The sequence below is a fragment of the Pseudomonas vranovensis DSM 16006 genome, from assembly GCF_000425805.1.
GTDB classification, from domain to species: Bacteria; Pseudomonadota; Gammaproteobacteria; order Pseudomonadales; family Pseudomonadaceae; genus Aquipseudomonas; species Aquipseudomonas vranovensis.
The window spans coordinates 1-19,273 of the sequence record NZ_AUED01000031.1 but is presented as its reverse complement, the minus strand read 5'-3'; the positions used below and the strand labels follow the sequence as shown (position 1 = coordinate 19,273).

13 protein-coding genes and 1 pseudogene are annotated in these 19,273 nt (G+C 54.0%); 11 read left to right on the top strand and 3 right to left on the bottom strand.

Annotated features, from left to right (window positions below; genetic code table 11):
- From H621_RS0119130 to H621_RS0119105, 4 genes are all read left to right on the top strand, one after another.
- Positions 1-275, top strand: a 275-nt coding sequence (locus H621_RS0119130; RefSeq protein ID WP_028944934.1) for an ATP-binding protein, incomplete at its 5' end; no start/stop codon positions are given.
- Positions 276-895: 620 nt separating this feature from the next.
- Entirely contained in the window at positions 896-1,876 is a 981-nt protein-coding gene (locus tag H621_RS29010) for a tetratricopeptide repeat protein (RefSeq protein ID WP_245219100.1), read from the top strand.
- 274 nt (positions 1,877-2,150) lie between these two features.
- The gene (locus tag H621_RS0119110; RefSeq protein ID WP_028944933.1) at positions 2,151-3,755 is read left to right on the top strand and encodes an ATP-dependent nuclease; all 1,605 of its coding nucleotides are present in this window, start codon (positions 2,151-2,153) and stop codon (positions 3,753-3,755) included.
- Entirely contained in the window at positions 3,748-4,815 is a 1,068-nt protein-coding gene (locus tag H621_RS0119105; protein ID WP_028944932.1) for a UvrD-helicase domain-containing protein, read from the top strand. Before H621_RS0119110 ends, H621_RS0119105 begins: the two co-directional genes overlap by 8 nt.
- Before the next feature lie 172 nt (positions 4,816-4,987).
- Here H621_RS0119105 and H621_RS27790 read toward each other — a convergent pair whose 3' ends face one another.
- Complete coding sequence (locus H621_RS27790) at positions 4,988-5,725, bottom strand: hypothetical protein (RefSeq protein ID WP_156905632.1); 738 nt, start codon at positions 5,723-5,725, stop codon at positions 4,988-4,990.
- 90 nt (positions 5,726-5,815) lie between these two features.
- Between H621_RS27790 and H621_RS0119095 the strand changes: the two genes are divergently transcribed.
- Positions 5,816-6,427, top strand: coding sequence for a hypothetical protein (locus H621_RS0119095; RefSeq protein WP_028944930.1), 612 nt, complete (start codon positions 5,816-5,818; stop codon positions 6,425-6,427).
- An 80-nt stretch (positions 6,428-6,507) separates the two neighbouring features.
- Here H621_RS0119095 and H621_RS0119090 read toward each other — a convergent pair whose 3' ends face one another.
- A complete protein-coding gene (locus tag H621_RS0119090; protein ID WP_051270626.1) occupies positions 6,508-7,497 on the bottom strand; it encodes a TauD/TfdA family dioxygenase in 990 nt (329 codons plus the stop codon).
- Between the two features lie 141 nt (positions 7,498-7,638).
- Between H621_RS0119090 and H621_RS0119085 the strand changes: the two genes are divergently transcribed.
- The 3 genes from H621_RS0119085 (at position 7,639) to H621_RS29120 (ending at position 14,830) form a co-directional block, all read left to right on the top strand.
- Complete coding sequence (locus H621_RS0119085; protein WP_028944928.1) at positions 7,639-8,871, top strand: hypothetical protein; 1,233 nt, start codon at positions 7,639-7,641, stop codon at positions 8,869-8,871.
- A 1-nt stretch (position 8,872) separates the two neighbouring features.
- A complete protein-coding gene (locus tag H621_RS0119080; protein ID WP_028944927.1) occupies positions 8,873-12,196 on the top strand; it encodes a UvrD-helicase domain-containing protein in 3,324 nt (1,107 codons plus the stop codon).
- A gap of 474 nt (positions 12,197-12,670) precedes the next feature.
- Positions 12,671-14,830, top strand: a complete 2,160-nt coding sequence (locus H621_RS29120; RefSeq protein ID WP_028944926.1) for a YecA/YgfB family protein — start codon at positions 12,671-12,673, stop codon at positions 14,828-14,830.
- A gap of 246 nt (positions 14,831-15,076) precedes the next feature.
- Here H621_RS29120 and H621_RS28195 read toward each other — a convergent pair whose 3' ends face one another.
- A complete protein-coding gene (locus tag H621_RS28195; RefSeq protein ID WP_084168001.1) occupies positions 15,077-16,414 on the bottom strand; it encodes a potassium channel family protein in 1,338 nt (445 codons plus the stop codon).
- A 513-nt stretch (positions 16,415-16,927) separates the two neighbouring features.
- Between H621_RS28195 and tnpC the strand changes: the two are divergent.
- The 3 genes and pseudogenes from tnpC to H621_RS27300 form a co-directional block, all read left to right on the top strand.
- A pseudogene (gene tnpC, locus H621_RS0119060) lies at positions 16,928-17,482 on the top strand (IS66 family transposase); the annotation flags it as partial.
- A gap of 55 nt (positions 17,483-17,537) precedes the next feature.
- Positions 17,538-17,975: a GNAT family N-acetyltransferase gene (locus H621_RS0119055; RefSeq protein WP_028944923.1), complete on the top strand. Its 438-nt coding sequence runs from the start codon at positions 17,538-17,540 to the stop codon at positions 17,973-17,975.
- A gap of 343 nt (positions 17,976-18,318) precedes the next feature.
- Positions 18,319-19,092, top strand: a complete 774-nt coding sequence (locus H621_RS27300) for a hypothetical protein (RefSeq protein WP_051270624.1) — start codon at positions 18,319-18,321, stop codon at positions 19,090-19,092.
- The last annotated feature ends 181 nt before the right edge of the window (positions 19,093-19,273 follow it).

Below are 19,273 nucleotides of genomic sequence, written 5' to 3'. Positions count from 1 at the left end.
TCGGCTACCTGCCTTTTGGTCGTGATGAAGCGAATCTGTTCTTCAATGTCATCGCCAAACGCTACGAGCATGGCAGCGTCGTGCTGACCAGCAATCTGCCGTTTAGCCAGTGGGCAACGACCTTTGCGGATGACTCGACACTGACCGCCGCGCTATTGGATCGGCTTCTGCATCATGCGCATATCGTTCAGGTCAGCGGGCAAAGTTACCGGCTGAAGGACAAGCTGAAATCCGGCCAGGTGGTACCGCGAGAGACGGCTTCGCCGAAGCTATAAACAGACTATAAATACCGCCGGGGTGGGTCAATTTTACTTCGGTAGGGTGGGTCAGTTTTCAACCGGTGTTGACACCCAGGCGTTCGCGTTCACTCAAAACCTCACCACCCCTTGTCGTATCTGCTTCATCGATGGTGTTTCGACCGCACAATTACTTCTGGCCAATGGTTTGTGGCCAGGAAGCAAATAGCCCATTAACTGGCATCCATTGAAGGCGGATCCAGCCATTGTGCTGCCGACTAACCATTCGTCTCGATTGTCATAAGTCCAGCGGGGAATTTGAGCCCAGGCCTGGTCACCTAATCGCCAGTCATTGCGGAGCCAACCACAAGAAATTCATCGCGCAGGTCAGCAAGGTCAGCAAGGTCAGCAAGGTCAGCAAGGTCAGCAAGGTCAGCATTGAATCCAACTTCCATCAAGAGGGTAACCAAGTCTTCAAATTCAAAGTCAGCCAGTTGGACTGGTGACAAGGCCTCAGATGGCAATTTCGGCACCCGTATGCCGTCTGGTACAGGGCCCTTACCCACGCTGGAGCCCCCAGCACTAATTAATTCATATGAGCCGGCCTCTGCTACATCCGCCGGCTCGTTCGCAGGAGCGACCTACATGGGTTTCCTTTCATGGTTATTTGGCAGCCAAAAAAAGTCGAAACGCCTGTTGCTGCGGTCGACGATCGTCCCAAATCTGCCGTGAGGCTGACGAGCAGCCTCATGCACATAGGCTCAGAAGGGTGGTACGGCCTGTTCAAAAAGTCTTCTGATCGTAAATGGGCTGTCTCGTGGCGCGACTCGACCCCTGATGGCTCCATTGGCGGGAATAGAGAAAGCGGGGAAGGCCAATATGCCCTGGTTGACCTACAGACGGGTACCGTCACGGTGAAAGGAAGCATGCCTAGGCCGAACAATGGCAATGTAGCCAACAACGGTACGTTTTCGCTCGAGGACTGGCATTTCGGGAGCAGTCTATCAGGGACATTCCATGTCTACTCGGCAGCGGGCGCTCCCATCATCACCCAAGCCTTTACGGCAAATATCCTCGAAAGTGGGCTGTCCAAGAATGGAACGCTGGCGTACTGCATGACTGCAAACAGTCCGACGGAGGATGCCCGCAAGCTGACCTTGTTCGATTTGACCACTGGGCATGTTCTGTTCTCTGTCAGACCAAGGCGATTCGGCGCTGACAGCATCGAGTTCGACGAGAAGAAGCGCCAGCTGGTTTTCAAGGTTTCAGGGGGCGGTGAGTACCGATACGGCGCCGAAGGTGCCATCCTGGATGAAGACAGTGCAGATGAAGCTTTTCTAAATGCGACGGATTACTCCGCTGTAATCCTGACTGCAGAAACGATGCTCAAGGAGGCATCTTCATCGTTAGCCCCTGAGAAGAGCCAGGAGATCCTTGCAGCCCTGATCCGCGCAAGAAGCAACGGGGCAGATCAGAACCCGGCTTGGAAGCCAACAGCGCTCAAAGTCCAAGGCATGGCGCACGAAGCCCTTTCGCAGATTCCAGAGGCGATTGCGTGCTATGAGGAGGCACTTGGCTTGAACGCAAAGATTGGCGTGAAGAGAAAGCTCGACACGCTACGCAAGCGGACTGGGGGCTAGGCACACGACCATCTGCAAGGTACACCCATTTCACGACAGGAGTACAAATGTACTCCTGTCGATTTTTCAGTATCCTCCGCGACTCGTCGCCTTCAATTCAGCGGAAAAGAGGAGGTTGTGCATTCCTTACCCGATACGATCTTCCCTCCTAGGCTTACCTAATTTCTGTTTCAAGTTGTGATCCAGTCGACGGAAATCTCATGATGCTTATAGGATCTGCAAAGCATTGAGGTTCCATCTCAACGACCTGCACTCGCGCAAAGGACTGTCGACCTTGATCACAAAAATTCACATTCGCGGATACCGTATCTACAAGGATTTCACCCTGCGCCCAAACGCAAAGCTGAACATCCTGGTGGGCGACAATGACGCCGGGAAGTCGACCCTCATGGAGGCGATCGCGCTGGCGCTCAACGGGCGAATCGCCGGGAGAGGTGTGCTGGAGGAGCTCAATCCACACTGGTTCAACGTTGACCTGGTGGAGCAGTTCGTATCGCAGCGCAAGGCCGGACAGAAGCCCGCGCTGCCTGAAATTCTAATTGAGCTCTATCTGCAAGATAACGATGAGCTTCAAGGACTCTGCGGTGCGGTCAACACCGAGGTGCCCACAAACGCATGCCCAGGCGTGTTCCTCAGGATTTTCCCGAATGAGGAGTATCAGGACATGTTGGATGAATGGCTAAAGAACCCCAATCCACTGCTGCCGGTCGAGTACTACACCTACGAATGGCGCTCTTTTGCTGACAAAGAGCTGACCAAACGTCCACGCATGCTGTCCGTTGCTACCATCGACTCCCGCACTGTGAAGTCGGCCGCTGGCGTGGACTACCACCTGCGCCAGATCCTGAGCGATCACCTTGAGACCGCCGAGAAAGCGTCCATCTCGCTGGACTTTCGGGAGGTAAAGGCCAATATGACGGCTGGAGCGCTGGCGCCAGTGAACAAGCGTCTTAGCACGCTGGATGCATCCCTGCAGGCCGAGCCAATGGCGTTGGCGATGGATCAGACATCGCGCACGTCCTGGGAAAGTGTAGTGACGCCACACGTGGACGGTGTTCCGTTCGCAATGGCAGGACAAGGCCAACAAGCTGCGATCAAGATCTCGCTGGCTATGAAGCGCCATGCCTCGAACGTCAAGATCGTGATGATTGAGGAGCCTGAGAACCACCTGTCTCACACAAGCTTGACCACGCTGCTGGAGCGTATTGAGTCGTTGGCTGCGGATGACCAGCAGCTCTTCATTTCGACCCACAGCACCTATGTACTCAACCGGCTCGGACTGGATGCTCTCCACCTGCTGAACCGGAACTCAGCCTCCAAGATCACAACCCTTGATCCAGGTACGGTCAGCTACTTCAAACGCTTGCCTGGCTATGACACGCTGCGCTTAGTCCTGGCGAAACGGGTTGTTCTGGTCGAGGGGCCTTCAGACGAAATCATCTTCGAGCGAGTGTTCTCGGATCTGTTCGGGCTGCGCCCGATGGCTGCCGGCATTGATGTCGTAAGCATGCGTGGTCTGGCTCTCGCTCGTTGTCTCGAGCTGTGTGCCGCGATTAACAAACCAGTGGCAGTGATGCGAGATAACGACGGGATTGACCCTGCAGAACTGCGTGAACCGCACAAGGAGTGGCTGGACGGGGTTAAGCGGGAGCTATTCATCGGCGCCGTTGCTGATGGCCGCACGCTGGAGCCGCAACTGATCACCGCGAACACGGAGGCGCACCTGCGTGATGTCCTGGCGATTACGCCGGCAGCGAATCTCTTGGCCTGGATGACGCGAGAGAAGACAGAAGGAGCCTTGCGCCTCACAAGTACAAAAAAGGTACTTCACGCCCCAGGCTACATGAGGGCCGCAGCGGAGTTCATCGTCAATGCCTAACCACCTGACGCTGGCCGTTGCTGGCGGTCGTAAGACACAAGGACTGATCGAGCACTGCAAGGCGTTGCCCATTGATCGCAGAATCGCGGTGATCACGTTCACCCAGTCGAATCAGCAAGAAATCCGCAGCCGCCTGGCTGCCCAAGCCGGCGACCGTCACAACCTGGAGGTTCTGGGTTGGTACACATTCCTCCTGCGCCACTTCGCCCAACCATTTTTGCGCTTCAAGTTTCCAGACGAGCGGGTAGGCGGCTTCGATTTTGATGGCCGTCCGTTCCGAATGGCCCGAGGCAAAGATCGCTACATGAACAAAAGCAATCAGGTCTATGGTTGCGAACTAGGTCGACTTGCGTTCGAGCTGATGGAGGCCACGCCGGCACTGATGCGCAGACTGGAGTGCCTCTATGACGAGATCTTGATCGATGAAGTGCAGGATCTGAGCGGCTACGACTGGGAAATCATGCACGCGCTGCTTCACTCCCGGATCGATGTCCGGATGGTTGGAGACGTTCGCCAGGCAGTATTGTCAACCAATCCACGCGGTCAAAAAAACAAGAAGTATGGCTATGCGGCTGCTCTGGAGTGGTTTCAAGAACGTGAGGCGGATGGACTGCTGAGCATCAATTACGCGACGATCACGTACCGCTGCCGCACCGAGATTGCCACGTTTTCAGACACCATTTTTGATGCCGACTGGAAGTTTCCGCCCACGACTTCCGAGAATCATGAGGTATCCGGCCATGACGGGGTGTTCCTCATACATAGCAAAGACCTGGACACCTACATCGATCGCTATCAGCCGCGCTGCCTGCGTTACTCAGCGAGTTCGGGCAAGCAGTACGAGCTCGAGTATGTCAATTTCAAGGGCTCGAAGGGTTCTACGTTCGAACGCGTCCTGATTGTTCCCACCGGAAAAATCGAGCAATTCATCAGCAAATCGACGCTGCTGGAGTCCACGACTGCCGCCGCCTTCTATGTCGCGGTCACTCGGGCAAAGCAGAGCCTCGCGATCGTGATCGACAAACCTGGAAATTCGATGTTGCCGATTTGGAGGCCGTGAGAGCTACGAAGTCGAGCTTCAGCACTACGCGGCGGGAGTAGAGCGCTATAACGCGCCCTAAGCTAACGATCGATGTCATCTCCACGAAACTTGGGCAGCTTGACTTTTTAAGCCCCGCAGGACGATTAGCCACTATCGACGCACCTGAATCGGAGCTGCACTTCCTAGGATGCTAGAGGGACTCGATACGGCTGAAAAGATGTTGAATTACCCTGTTGTAGCTGGAAATGGACTTTACGATATCGGCTGAATAGGCTAGGTCGTAGTCTTTACGCTTACCAAGATTTTCCGTGCACAGATGGGTCAGCCACCATGGAGAGATTATAGAAACACGGCAGTTGGTCGCCTCGGCACCTGGCGCATGTGTCTCAACGCCGGTAACAAGCAGGATCCGGTACGAAGGCGCCAGCTTCGGCGACGGAGCTTCAAACAATTCATCGAGCCCTAGCTCCTCAGCAAAAGCGCCATTTGGAAGCATGAAACTGATGCTTAAAAACGTGCTCACTTGCAAATCCCCTTCGATCGCCACATTTTCGGCAGCGATGGCGATGCGTGCGAGAATTGCCGCTGTGTCACGGATGCAATGAGCAACGTTACGGACATCATAAGATGGATCCTTAACTGTGATCTTCCCACGCTTTTTTGGAGCAGTTAAGTCCCGATCTGGCAGCTGGTGGTTGATATTAAACAGCGGGGCTTCGTCTCCGATGGCATTTTTCTCCGCCTCTTTTGCGAGCACCTCAGACGGGTAGTTTTCAATTTTTACGTAGGCTATATCTTCTGCCCAGACCGATGTGCGTCGGTGCTGCGACAACCTGAAAATGGCGCTATTTGAGATCCCTACGTACAGAAGTCGGCCAGAAGCGTCGAAATGTCTATAGAGCTGGTGTTTCGCTAAGGTGCGTTTCATGGTTAACCTGTAATCAGTGAACGTCTGCATGTCTGCCTTCACGTTGCGATAACTGCCCGACCCCGGTTCATTGAGATGCATGAAGATGCTATGAATCAGAATATCGAAATCGAAGACCAACTTCGGCAAGGTAATAAAGTCGCAATGGCGGAAAGGGAAATTGCTCCGTTTAAGCCACCGTTTGATGATGGGTCATACGACCCGCGTTCTTTGTTGTTAGTGATTAATACGCTGATGAAAAAGGCGAGGGGTGCCTTCAAGGAATCTCAGTTTGCCCAGGGCCCTACTTTCGCCTTCATGCTCTGTGATCGATTGCTTATTCCTGGCGGCAACCATAGCGTCGCCCCTCAGTACTTCGAGCGAGGCGGTGAAGCAGTAGTGTCTGGTGCACTCTGGAGCGCTTGTTTTGCCAAAATGGGCTGGCCAATTTTCAGGATGCCTGACTTTGAAGGTGCTCCAGGGCTGGAGGGCCATATGTCAGAACATGGGTTGTTTGTGGATGAGTACGTCAAGTTTCCAACTGGTGCGGTGGTATTTTCCAAGTTTGGATGGCAAGAGGATACCTTGATGGGTCTCTATGACTCCAAATGGCAGCCGAATCCAGAGTGGAGTGTGGATGACACTGCTGAAGTGATCCACGTGCTATGCACCGCGTACAACGACGAACGAAACTCGTATGGTCAGTCCGTCGCCATGACCTGATGTTACTGAGTGCCTTAGAAGCCAACCGGCCAGCGCCAGGAAATGGAGCGGGATGCCACACACAGCATCCCGCATCCAAATCACGGGTAGAGCTTGAATGCACTGTCGGGATAGTGCTGATCAGCCCGTAGCTCCCGGGTATCCAGGCCATAGGTACGCAGCAGCCAACGTGAGTCGCCACCTGCCTCGCCACCCACCACGCCGCGCCCATGCAGTCCCACGCGATTGTTTACGAGCAGGATATCGCCAGGTGCGATGACCACCGACGCGGAGCATTCCTGACAGCCTTGCTCGAAGCGTGTTATCGCTTGGCTCGCAAGCTCAGAGTCAAAATCGGTATCCGCCGCACTGTGGCTGTAGCGGATCCAATATCCATCCTCTGTTTCGAACAGCAGCTGGATGCCAACCATTACCTCCAGCAGCGGACTGTCCTTGCCCAGGAGTTTGCGCAGCCCACGCTTGAAAGTTTTTTGAGGGCGGAGGATGTACTGAGGCTTCGTCAGCTCATCGATCTCCTCGTTCGTCAGCTTCTGCAGGACTGCAGAGAGGGGCATGACCGTGGTGGCAGTACCGTTGGGATTACGAAGACCGCTCAGGCAGACGAAGTCAGGGGAGGGAGCTACGCGCTCGTCAAACTCATGCGGCTGTCCACGAACGGGGAACGACACACCGTCGGTGTGGCCGCGCATATCGCCCTTTGATTTGTCAGCAAAGTCATCATCGCCCGGAAGCACCACCAGGTTCACGAACAGGTGGCCGTCATTCTCGGAGCCATAGGAAATGGTGTCCGAATTGAGCGCGGCAAGGCATACCACTGCGCTGGCCCTGGCGGCGACGGTGGTGGCAACGTCAGGCACAGGAATAAAAGCGGTTGGTGTTTCCGGCAGATCGTCAATGTCAAAGACAGCGCGCAGGTGAATCAACGGATTCGTCCAAGCGCTGCGCTGGATGTCGTAGAGATCGACGTTGACATCCGCGAGAGCAGCGACGACTTGGGGTAGCAGGTGCGCGCCAAGCTCCACCGGATTGTCGAGCGCTGCAAGGCAGGATTCGAGCGAGTTATCGTGCATCCACTGGCTCACTGAACCTCGGATAGCCCTGGAAAAATGAGCGTCGACCAATTGTGTCCCTACCATCGCGAGTGATATAAAGATGATATACAAGCGCCTCCTGGCGCGCCACTGCTTCCGTCACGATGCCCAGAGTCTACCATGAAACGTAATGTCAATTTGCCGTCTCCAGCCCTCAACGCTCCGCTTAGGGCGTGGTCGGATTACCTGGGATGGGTGTCTGCGACGGCGGATTTTCAGATGGTAGGGGACATTTGTCAGTGTACGGTTGCTATGCCGGCGGGACAGATCCTGAAGGTGCAGGCGGCAACCCCAGATCTTCTTGCCAAGCAGGTCATGGCCGACCTGACTGCCAACATGGTGGTTCCGCCGACCATTGATGGCTCAGCACTATCATCCCTTCAAGATGCACCGAAGCAGCAATCGAAGCAACAGCAACTGCAGCAAGGTGAGCCAGGGCAGGACGAACCCAAGCCCGTAACTCCCGAAGGTCTACAAACCCAAGCGTCGCCACAGGAGGTGTCTATGCGCAGTCATTACGAACCCGCTTTGCCTCGTGCATCGCAGGCGCCGCGATCTGCACCCGTGACCAGCACCAAGGGCACGTTGCAGACGGTAGGCGTGTATGTGCCGGTAGCTATGCATGAAGCGCTTAAGGCCGTTGCAGAGAAGCAGAACAAGAAATTCTCTGTGCTTGTGCGAGACATGGTCGAGAGTGGCTACGAGCGTTTTGAAGATGCGATCGAAGAGCGTAGCGGGAGAAAGGTGCTCGACGGCTATGAGCAGAAGGTGGCGAGCTATGATGGCGAGTCCGCGCAGTGGATGGCCAGGCTTGATCGCAAGCTCGGTCTGGAGCTCAAGTTGACCGCGAAGGAGTACGGTCGGTCGGCTTCTCAAATCGTTGGTGGGCTATTGGCTGAGGAGCTGTCCCATTGTCCACAAGCCCAGACCGTTGCCTCATCCATCTCTGCCACTGCCCAAGCAATCTCTGCCACCGCTGCCCAGGTAATCGCTGATCCAGCTGAAGTGGCACGTGCACAAGCCGCGATTGCAGGTCTTGTAGGCCCTAAAGCCAACGAGCTGGCAAATCACCTGGGCCTTCCCGGCAAGCGCAGATTGGTCAACGAGGTGCTGGTTGGGATAGTTCGTGCACCGGGCGTCTTGATGAGAGATGTCGCCGAGTATTTCCAGGTTTCGCCAGAAGCGATGAATGAAGCGGTGAGTCTGAATTTCCGTCAGCTAGCGGCACCTTCCTTTAAAGCGCCCAACGGCCAACCAAGGGTGCTAAAAGAGCCTGTTTCTTGGGAGGAGGCGGTGAAAGCGCTCAACTTACCTCATGACGAAGAGGCGCAACTGTTGGCCTTAGGGGACTGATATGAATCCTTTCGACCGTGCACGAATCCAGGCCATCAATGCACGGGCGAAACTCATCGCTGCGTGCGGTGAACAGTATCCGACCAGCAAGCAACTGATTGACGTTGCTGAAGCGACGTTAGGCATTGCGATCGAGTGGGTGGCTCCCGATGACTATGCGTTGGGTGGAGCCGATGCGCTTCTACAGCGGTCGATGCGCACCATCCTGATTCGTGATGACGTTCGACCTGAGGCGAAGGCTTATCTGTTGGCTCATGAACTGGGCCATTGGTATCTCGACTCACCCCAACCTGCCCCTGGCACTTCCACAGTGTCTTTTATCGCCGACCCCGACGATGAAGTTGATACCACCACTGGCAACCCCAGCACCACCAGCCCCGGCAGTGCAGTGGTGGAGGGGTATGGTGCATGGGAGCGCAATGAGCTTCAGGCAAACGTCTTTGCGCGAGAACTGCTGCTACCCAGGACGGTAGCAAGAGCATTGTGGTCAGCAGGATGGCGTTCTCGATTGATAGCGACGCACTTTCTGTTGCCGCTAGAAGTCGTAAGGCAGCAATTGGCTGACGCGCTGCTGCTCCCAGATGTCCCTCCAGTTCCTTCAGCTCCTGCACATCCCCCAAGCGATGCCCAGCGTCTTGCGGCGGAGGCTCCAGAGAGGTTCGTCAATGTGGTTGCGGGCCCAGGAACCGGTAAGACCACGACGTTGGTACACCGAGTGGCCCATTTGATCGCCAGTGGGGTTCCTGCCAATAGAATTTTGGTGATGACCTTTACTAACCGCGCCGCCCAGGAGCTTGTCGAACGGTTGACGGCAGCCAATGTCCCGAATGCTTCACAAGTATGGGCTGGCACCTTCCATTCGTTCGGACTTGAGCTGCTGCGAAAGCACAACCTTCTCTTCGGTCTGACACCTCAGATCAAGATCGCTGACGCGCTGCAGCAAGTCAGGATGATGGTCGAAGAGCTGCCCGCCCTGCAGCTCGAATATTTCTTCAGGTTGAGCAACCCCTACGACTGGTTGCCTGATGTTTTGAGGATCATCCATCGCCTGAAGGAGGAGCTGCTCACCCCGGACGACTACGCTGCGATCGTTCGAGCATTGCCGGCGGTCGAGCCCGATGTTGAGCGAGAGCGGAACGACATTGTTACCCTCTACAGGGCCTACGAAGCCGTACTACGGCGAGAAGGGTGGGTGGACTATCCAGACCTTTTGGTTCGCCCCACTGTACAGGCGCGTGATGATCGTCCGTCCCTGGCCGCTTTCCTAGAGCAGTACGATCACGTCTTGGTGGATGAGTACCAGGACGTCAACCATGTGATGATCGAGTTCGTCAAAAAGATCGGATCGCCGCAACGTTGCTTGTGGGTGGTCGGTGATATTCGTCAGGCTATTCATCACTGGCGTGGCGCGTCGATCCAAAGTCTGCTCAAGTTTGATGAGGCGTACGTTGCCAGAGGACAGGCTGCCTCTATCAAGCGATACAGCTTGGGCATCAACCGACGCAGCTCTCCAGAGATTCTTCGCTTGGTCGAACGGGCTGGAACCGATCATGTGTTGCAGCCATTCGTGCCTCTCGATCCTGTATCACCTTCTCGCTCCGTGAGCGGGGTTATGCCAGCTCTACTACACAGCCAAAGGGATGCTCAGAGCAGTGTCATCGTCACTGAGATTACTCAGTGTCGAGCGGCAGGGCACTCGTACGGCACTCAGGGCATCATCAGCTCAACGAATGCACAAGTGGACAAGCTTGCCCAAGACATCGAGGCGGCTGGAATTCCTGTGTTGCACCTGGGTGAGTTGAACCAGAGGGCCGAAGTCAAAGAATTCATGTGCCTGATGCAACTGCTGACGCAGCGTTCGCCTGGTGCGCTGCTCGGCTTGTTCAGACGTGCCAACATGAGGATGCTGGCGGCAGACATCGAGGTGCTGACGAACTTGTCCAAGCTAGGGTTCATCCACCAGCGTGGTCGTTGGCTAAGCCGCGCCGTTCCAGGGCTGTCAGCGCAAGGGCAGCAGGTTGTCCAGGTGTTGAGTGACTTGTTGGAAGGGGCCACGCGAAGCTCCCGCCCTTGGGTGTTTGTCTGTGACCTGCTGTTTGAAAAAGGCTTTGGGTTGGAGTCGCTGGCTGACCAGTCTGCCTCTGCGCAGATCAATCGCCTGGCGTTGTGGCAATTCCTCTACGGGGTTCGCAACAGTGATGGCGTTGGCAGCCAAGCGACGTTATCGAAGTTTTTGGTCAGAGAAGATTTTAGGCGGTATATCGGGCAACGATCAGCGGAGCGCGCGCTTCCACCCGAGGCGGCTGCGATCGACGCTGTGAGGCTCATGACCGTCCATGGCAGCAAAGGGCTTGAGTTCGACGTCGTGCACATGGCCAACGTCGAAAAGACCAAGTTTGGAGCAGAGGCACCGCCACGTTTTGATGATCGCCAGGCGTTGCTGCTACCCCCTGAGGCGCTGCACAGCACGCAAGCCCTGCGCCTCCAAGGTGAGGCCATCGAGCGGAACAATTTGTTGTACGTGGGCCTGTCCAGGGCGAAAGATCGGTTGAAGGTCTACGGCGGCACTGATGCAGCGACGATTCCCGATCCCTTGCGTGATCCTTCAGTCATTCCTGCTAGCGTCGCGAGGGCCTCAGCTCCTGTAGCGGCGACTGTCCCGCGCGTAGCCATGACACCACCCGTGGCGATGACCTTCGCTGCCCTAGATGGATTCATGACCTGCTCCCTGCAATATCACTATGCCCACGAGTTGAGTCTTCCGATTGAACAGGAGTTGGACGTCTCAATTCGGGCTCGTCGAGCAGTGCTGGCAGGGCTTGAATACTTCTACCGGGATGGAATGAAGACCGATGACGCCTTCCTTAAAGGCTGGGGCGAGAAGCCGTTACCGACATGGGAGGAGGACAAGATGCTAATGGAGCACGCTTGGATCGCCTTCAATCGAGGTGCTTCATGGCAGCCGGGTAGTGCATCTTACGTTCCCGAAACGACTGCCAGCGTCAATGGTCAGGCCATTACCATGCCCTGGATGCTTCGCGAGGCGAGTGGGGAAGTGATCTGGCTGCGCACGGGAGTAGGCCTGAGTGCTGTAGCGCGAAATGTTCGGCCCATCCTGGAGAACCTGGGAGGCAGACGCTGCAACCGAATTTCCATTCATTCGCTCGTCACGGGGCTTTCTGAAGACGCAGTTCCGTCTGCAAGAGCGAGCAGTACCAGTGTGTTTAAGGCGATCGGCGCATTGCGTGCTGGCGAGCGCAAAGCAACCCGAGGCAAACACTGCAATCGATGCGCCTATTCGACGATTTGTGCTCAGAGGCACTGATCGTCTTGGTTGCGGGCCTTGATCCATCCCCATCATTGGCGTTGACCCAAGCGCAGCTTGTTCAGGTTGACCGGGGGAGGGGATGAAGACAGTAGATAAGGAAAGTACTAGCTATGACCTATATAAACATCTCGCAAGATCAGCAGAGAGCGATCAGCGCTGTGGGCATGCGGGCTCTTGAGTCGGCAATTGACCTAAGCCTCCGGTGGTCTTTGATCCCGACTACCAGGCAGCTCGCTTCGATCTGGACGTAGACAATCAACCCACAGCTCATCCCTATGTCATTAGCACCATGGCCAAGGAATTCGGGGTGTAGGTTTCGGCTGACTAGAATGTCGCTTGAGCGCTGCCATACCCGATAACCGATATGTGCCAAAATCCAACGAGTAAGGTCGTCAAGCAACATCATCGATGGTGGGGGGTAGACGGGAAGTCCACTCTCCCATAGGAATCACGAACCTTGGAGCAGCAGGAATGAATCCCACGCACCGAAGCGAAGCCGAAGTTTTTAAGGAACTGATAAATCTGACGGCTCGACCCGGCTACGCTCATGCTATAGCCGAGATTTGTCATCGCGACAACTTTGTGTCGTTCCAAGGCGAGCATAAGCCTTCTGACCTTGACCATCTATTTGACCGTAAAAGACTCAACCGCAATGAAATAAGCACGGTGTTGGGTCTGATGATGCGTCAGCCTCTCGATCTGTCTGAGGTCGATGAAGCCACACTTAGAAGCTATGCCTCCCGCACTGACCAGCTATTGGGTGAGCTTCACAGCGCTCTGAGCGGCCAGATGATCGGCGACCTGGCCCCCCAAGCTCAGAAGGGCGAAGTTGTGGAGGACTTTTGGCAAGGGGCGATGATGAAGGAGCCTATGTTCTATGCCACCGAATCAGCGTACAGCTTCCAGTATCGAGATTTTTTTGTAGAGAAACACGCTCCGGATGATCCCTGGTTAGAGCGGGTCATGGGGTTCAACTGTGCCCAAGCGTTACGAGTGGCGCGCGCGATGTGTTCGTTGATGGACGAGCGAGTTAACACTGGAGCGCGATTGACTGGTGAACCCCAGGTAGGCCAGATGCCAACAGGCTCGGTGCTTGAGTTTTTCGAGTTCAGGACGCAAGAGGTAGCTCATTTTTCGGGCCAGGAGCTAGATGTCGTTGAGGCAGTTTTCAAAGCGCTGACGTTCAGTGGTGATAATGACCTGTTCAAGGAGGTTGGAGACTTCAACCAGGTAGCCGCTACCCCTTTGCTGCCAACAGGTCGGGACTCAGTACTACTGTTCTCTCATCACATGATTTTCGAAGCCCTGTACGAATCGCCTTTCTTCTGGATGAATCAGGATAAGGATTACAAGCAACAGGCCTCAGACAATCGTGGTGGATTTACCGAACAGTTTTCTCTGCGCCGCTTGGTATCGGTCTTCGGAAAGTCAAATGTCCACACCAACGTCAATTTGATCGAGGGGAAGCGGATCGTCGCTGAAGCGGACGTGCTGGTCATCTTCGGGGATCGGATCATCATCGTTCAGGCTAAAGCCAAAAAGCTGACCCTAGCGGCCCGCAAAGGCAGCGACGGACACATCAAGGCTGATTTTGCTGCCGCAATTCAGAAGGCCTATGACCAAGGGGCTGAATGTGCGATAGCTATTAGATCTGGGAACTGCCGTCTCGAAGATGATCAAGGCCAAGCTGTTGTGCTTCCGAAGCAAGTCAAAGAGATCTACCCGTTCTGCGTCGTGTCCGACCACTACCCGGCGTTAGCATTTCAAGCCAGCCAATACCTCAAATACTCAGTCGATGAGGTCGTTCGTCCGCCTTTAGTGATGGACGTATTCCTGCTGGATGTCCTTGCGGAGATGCTTGATACGCCCTTGCGTTTCCTAAGCTACGTCCAAATGCGCTCAGAATCATCGTCAAAGCTGATGACGGGGCACGAGCTCACAGCCCTTGCCTACCATCTGCGATGCAATCTCTGGCTCGACGATCAGTTCAACATAGTGATGCTGGAGGACTCGATCGCAGCAGATTTAGATACCGCCATGGTTGTCCGGCGGGAAGGACTACCGGGCCAGCGAGTCCCTGAAGGTATTCTCACTAGGATGAAAGGGACGTACTACGAGCGCTTGATTGAACAAATTGAGCGCCGGCCTAACCCGGCGATTCTTGAACTGGGGTTCACTCTGCTTTCTATGGGCGAAGAAACGTGTAATGCGGTACATCAGGCCATTGAACGCTTGACCAACATGACGAAGATGGATAGCAAGCGCCATGACTTTGTGATTGGTATGACTGAGCATGGAGCGGGGATTTGCTTTCACTGTAATCCCACTCCTAGCGAGGAAGCCATCAGGACTCTTGAGGTGCACTGTACCAAACGCAAGTACACCCAGCAGGCGGCGGAATGGTACGGGGTTTCGGTGGGGGTTACTGGCGAAATTCAGTTTGGCATAACGCTCAATTTCCCGTGGGAGAAGTCCACCCAACTGGATGATCTAACAAGGGAAATGAAACCATCTTCATCGGTTAGACAGGGTATGAAGGCCATGGAGAGATTACTTGCCCCTAAAAAGCATGGGCGTAACGATGCGTGCCCCTGCGGAAGCGGACTCAAGTACAAAAAGTGCTGTCTGTGAGGTGATTGAATAAACTTGTACTCGCTAGCATCCGATGAGGATTGGGTGACTGTCAGCTACATAAAATTACACGTCGTCTCTGAGCTGGGTTTGCTGCTCGGGTACGAGTGGAGACCCATCCTAAGAGCTAGCGTTTCGTAGCCCCAGAGATCCTCTGACGGCCTCCGAACCAGAGCTAAACAGCACCACTGCACGACGGCGACTTCCCGATTTGTAAGCGCCGCCAATGCATCTAGTGGTAGTGTTCTAATATTGCTTGCTTTTTGAAGCGTATCCTGCCAGAAATAATCCTAGTAGGAACATCCCACCGAAAGCTTCGAGCGCTGAGTAAATTTGGAGGAAATCTGTTTTTTGGGTAATGTCTCCGTATCCCAGTGTAACGAACGTGACAATGCTGAAATATAACGACCTCCAAACATCTCCGGCTGTTTGAGATTGAGGTAAGCAGTAGTATACCGCAGCTGAAAAAATAACAGTCATTCCGGAGGCAAGCACGCTCCTGGATGGACGTTCTCCGAATCCCCAAGCCAAGAAACTGACAATGTAAGTTATTAGCTTTAACCAGCACGTCGCGAAGATTTTAGCTTTTTCGAGCGTGCTTGCGTTGTAGAGTTTTGAGTGGTAGGTTGTCATTGGCTGAAGTTGAGCTAATAACATATTTTTTTGTTCTTTGTAGAAATAGTTTCCAGCTTCTACGCTATTGCCTTGGCTTGAATAAAGCGATTTGATCTTGCAGAAGAATTCAGCTTTTCTTGAATAGTTGCTATAAATCAATTCTCCGGTGTCGAATCTGACATCTTCGAAAGTAGAGTACTCCAGAAGACATTCGAAATCTATGCCACTTATTTCACTCATCAGGAGTTTGCTTCGTACCATTCTTAGGTGTGGATTTGACTCACTGAAATGGAAATCTTGAAAGCTTCCGTCTGCCAACAATGTTTCTTTTCTATAGCCATGATTCCCTGGAAGCCACAGCTTCACGTGGTGAAAATTCCAAAATGCCGAGCTGCCCACAAAACTGAGTCCTATGGCACTAGAGTACCAAACGTATGTATGCTCACCATTAAAGCAATTAACCAGTGTGAGTTTGTCAAGGCAGCAGAAATCAAGATGCCTTCCTGATATGTCAGCGTGTTGTATTTCAATGTGGCCCAGCTGGATTAGTGGCAGCTTTCCCGCAAAGTAAGCAGTGTTTCCGCTCCATGTTGAAATGGTGAAATCACGCTTGGCTGAGAAGTATTTTTCCTCGCCGTAGTTTCTTCGTAGCCAGTAAAAATATGGTTCGATTGTTCGCTCTGCTGGCTCTGCTTCCATAGTTTCTATTTCATTTGAGTTGTCCTGTGGCTCATCGCAGTGAGCGACTATCTGCGTTTTGTGAGGCAGCGCCAAAGGGCTCTTAGAGTCCATGCATCGAGCAAGTCCATTCTCAAATAGCATTTCCGAATTCAGATCTTCTTCCAGCAGCCATTTTTCAAAGTAAGGGAGTTTGTCAGCAAAATACTGAAAAAAACGTGGGTAGTCATTTTGTTTGCGCCATTCGTTAAATTCCGACGGCGACAGTTGCCATAGTTCCGCTGCGTTCATTAAGTTTTTCACTGTTAATATTGATTATTGAAATGATAGCTTATTGCCATGTCCTTTAGCTATGGTAATTGTTCGGTTGTTGATCGGAAGTCATTGACTTAGCCGGCTCCCGTTGATTGAGCGGCCTAATTCATATCAGCTGGTTCTATTCACGGGCGGCGGTGCGAGCTTGGCAGCGAGAGAGGCACAGCCCCGTGTCAAAGATTTACTACCGTGCCGTGCGTGGGCAGGGAGAGGCAATGGTTTGATCGGCTGCTGGGTTGCGAGGGGGATCGGAGAGGGGCGTTTGATCTAGTGTCAGTTGGGGGCTTCAGAGGGGCGCTACGTCACGCGGAGGATGTCAGGGTGGGGATTGCGGCTGTGGCTGGTGATTTTCAAGCCAGATGGGAAGGGGCGTTGTAAGAGGCTCCGACTTTGAATTAGTACAGTGGCACCTAGTACCTGTACTAAGCGCTGACCCAATGGGACTGGGGGGCTTGCTCCGAATAGTATGTTTTCTGAGGGCGTCCGCACCAGATCGGCTGCATGGCCCACGCCCGTCGCAAGTTCTTTGATCTGCACGCGGCGAATAAAAGTCAGCTGGCTGAACAGGCGCTGTACTCGATTGGCGGTTTGTATGAGGTTGAACGCCAAGCGCGGGACATGAGCGATGAAGATCGCTGGCGATTACGCCAGGAAATGGCGTTGCCGATCATCAAAACACTGCATGACTGGATGCTGGTTCAGCGCGATCTGGTGCCCATCAGATCAGCCACGGCCAAAGCCCTCGATTACAGCCTGAAGCGCTGGGTAGCGCTGACGCACTACCTGGACGATGGGGCTGTGCCCATCGACAACAATCAGGTCGAGAACCAGATACGACCATGGGCACTTGGGCGCTCGAACTGGTTGTTTGCTGGGTCGCTGCGCAGCGGTAAACGGGCGGCAGCGATCATGAGCCTGATACAATCTGCGCGGCTGAATGGTCATGATCCGTATGCGTATTTGAAAGATATCCTCACACGCCTGCCGACACAGCGGGCGAGTGAGATTGGGGAGTTGTTGCCACACAATTGGAGCCACCCTTGATAGCCCGGATATGTAAGGATGCTTTCATCACACGGATGGAGAAAAGGAAGATGTCATGGACGCAGTAATCCGGCTTGCAAAACTTGCCGATATCGGTGCGATTTTTAAGATTCGAACCAGTGTTCGGGAAAATCACTTATCTCAAGATGAGTTAACGGAGATGGGCATAACGCCTGAAGTTATAAGTCAGGCAATTTCAGAGGCTCCGTGCGCTTGGGTCGCGGAGGTCAGTGGTGTTCCCGTAGGTTTTTCGATGGTCGATATTGAAGATGGTTGCGTATTCGCAGTCTTCGTCCTACCGGAGTTCGAAGGGTACGGGTTCGGACGCAATCTGATGCACAAAGCAGAGTCTTTCCTATTCCAACGCCATCAGACGATATGGTTAGAAACCGCTGAAGCAAGCCGTGCGAGCGGATTCTATAGAAACCTTGGCTGGCAGCCCGTGAAGAACCTACCGGAAGGTGACATTCGCTTTGAGAAGCAACTGAAATAAAGCCTGAAGAAGGTATCGCGACGGTTAGATGGGCGTGCGCCCCATTGCGCAAGGTGTGTCTGGCGGACGCTTACGAAACAACCTCCTTAGAAAGTGACAAGCGCCTCAACACCTCAACACTTCGGACGGCACACCTCGAAAATTGGGGGGGCACCCATGTGGTGGCCAGATGATGGCTGGGGTAATCTCGAATCGCTGGGACATCTGCTCTGACGTTCAGATGTACGACCTGGTAAGACTGGCTTGCAGGTGCGTTAACGCGTCGACCGGCTAGCCTTGCCGTCATTACTTGTACAAACACGCATGCCGCAGGTATGCGCAGCTAGACTGAGGGATGTTGTAGATGGCAGTTCGATTGGAGTTTTTGACGCAAGACCCTGAAGAGGTTGCATTGGTAACGCGTTACTGGGCCATGGATGAGGAAGGGGGGTTCTTAGAGAAGGTGAACACGCTTGTCCCGTTCCGAGAGGTCACTCAGTCTGGGGCCATCGCCAAATACGTCCGAGCTTTGTGCCAAGCGATCGATGAAAATCAGATGTGCCGCAACTGCGGCGGGCCGATCACAGTTGGCAGTCGGGCGGAGGTAAAAAAAACTTTCCAGGAATCGGGCCCATGTGAACCCTGCGCGGAGGAGATCAGGCAGAAGAAACAGGAGGCGCAGCACCTGGAAGAGATCGAACTGCAAAAGCAGCTGACTAAACACGCCGAACGCGCTCGCTCCACCAAGATCTCGTACAACGGTCTCAAGGATGACCAACGATTCATTTTGATGGCCATGGACGCGCTACTGGGGCCTCGTCTGGCCTTTGAGACCTTCCGCGAACGAGAAATCGCAGATCTGTCTCCCTGGAATGCTGGATCATATCTAACGCGCCTCTACAACAGTGGTGTGATTCTGGATGATCCATCTCAAGCAAGGAAGGGCACCTACTACTTACACGACGGCAAGTTGCATGCGCAATGGCAAAGCATCCAATACTTCCTTCCACCAGATCAGTTTTGGGGGCGTGGTATCGAGGGGCTCGACCACCTCAAAGAAAAGCCATTCACGGATGCGGATTCGCTAACGAATCTCTGGTTCGACTATGCGATTGGTGAATCGCCCCTGGTTTCCTAGACACTCTCCAAGCTCAGGAAATAGCGTTTCTCATACTCTACTGGCGATAGCTGCATAGCGCTGCTGTGCCGGCGCTTAGGGTTATATGTCAACACCGGTTGAAAACTGACCCACCCTACCGAAGTAAAATTGACCCACCCCGGCGGTATTTATAGTCTGTTTATAGCTTCGGCGAAGCCGT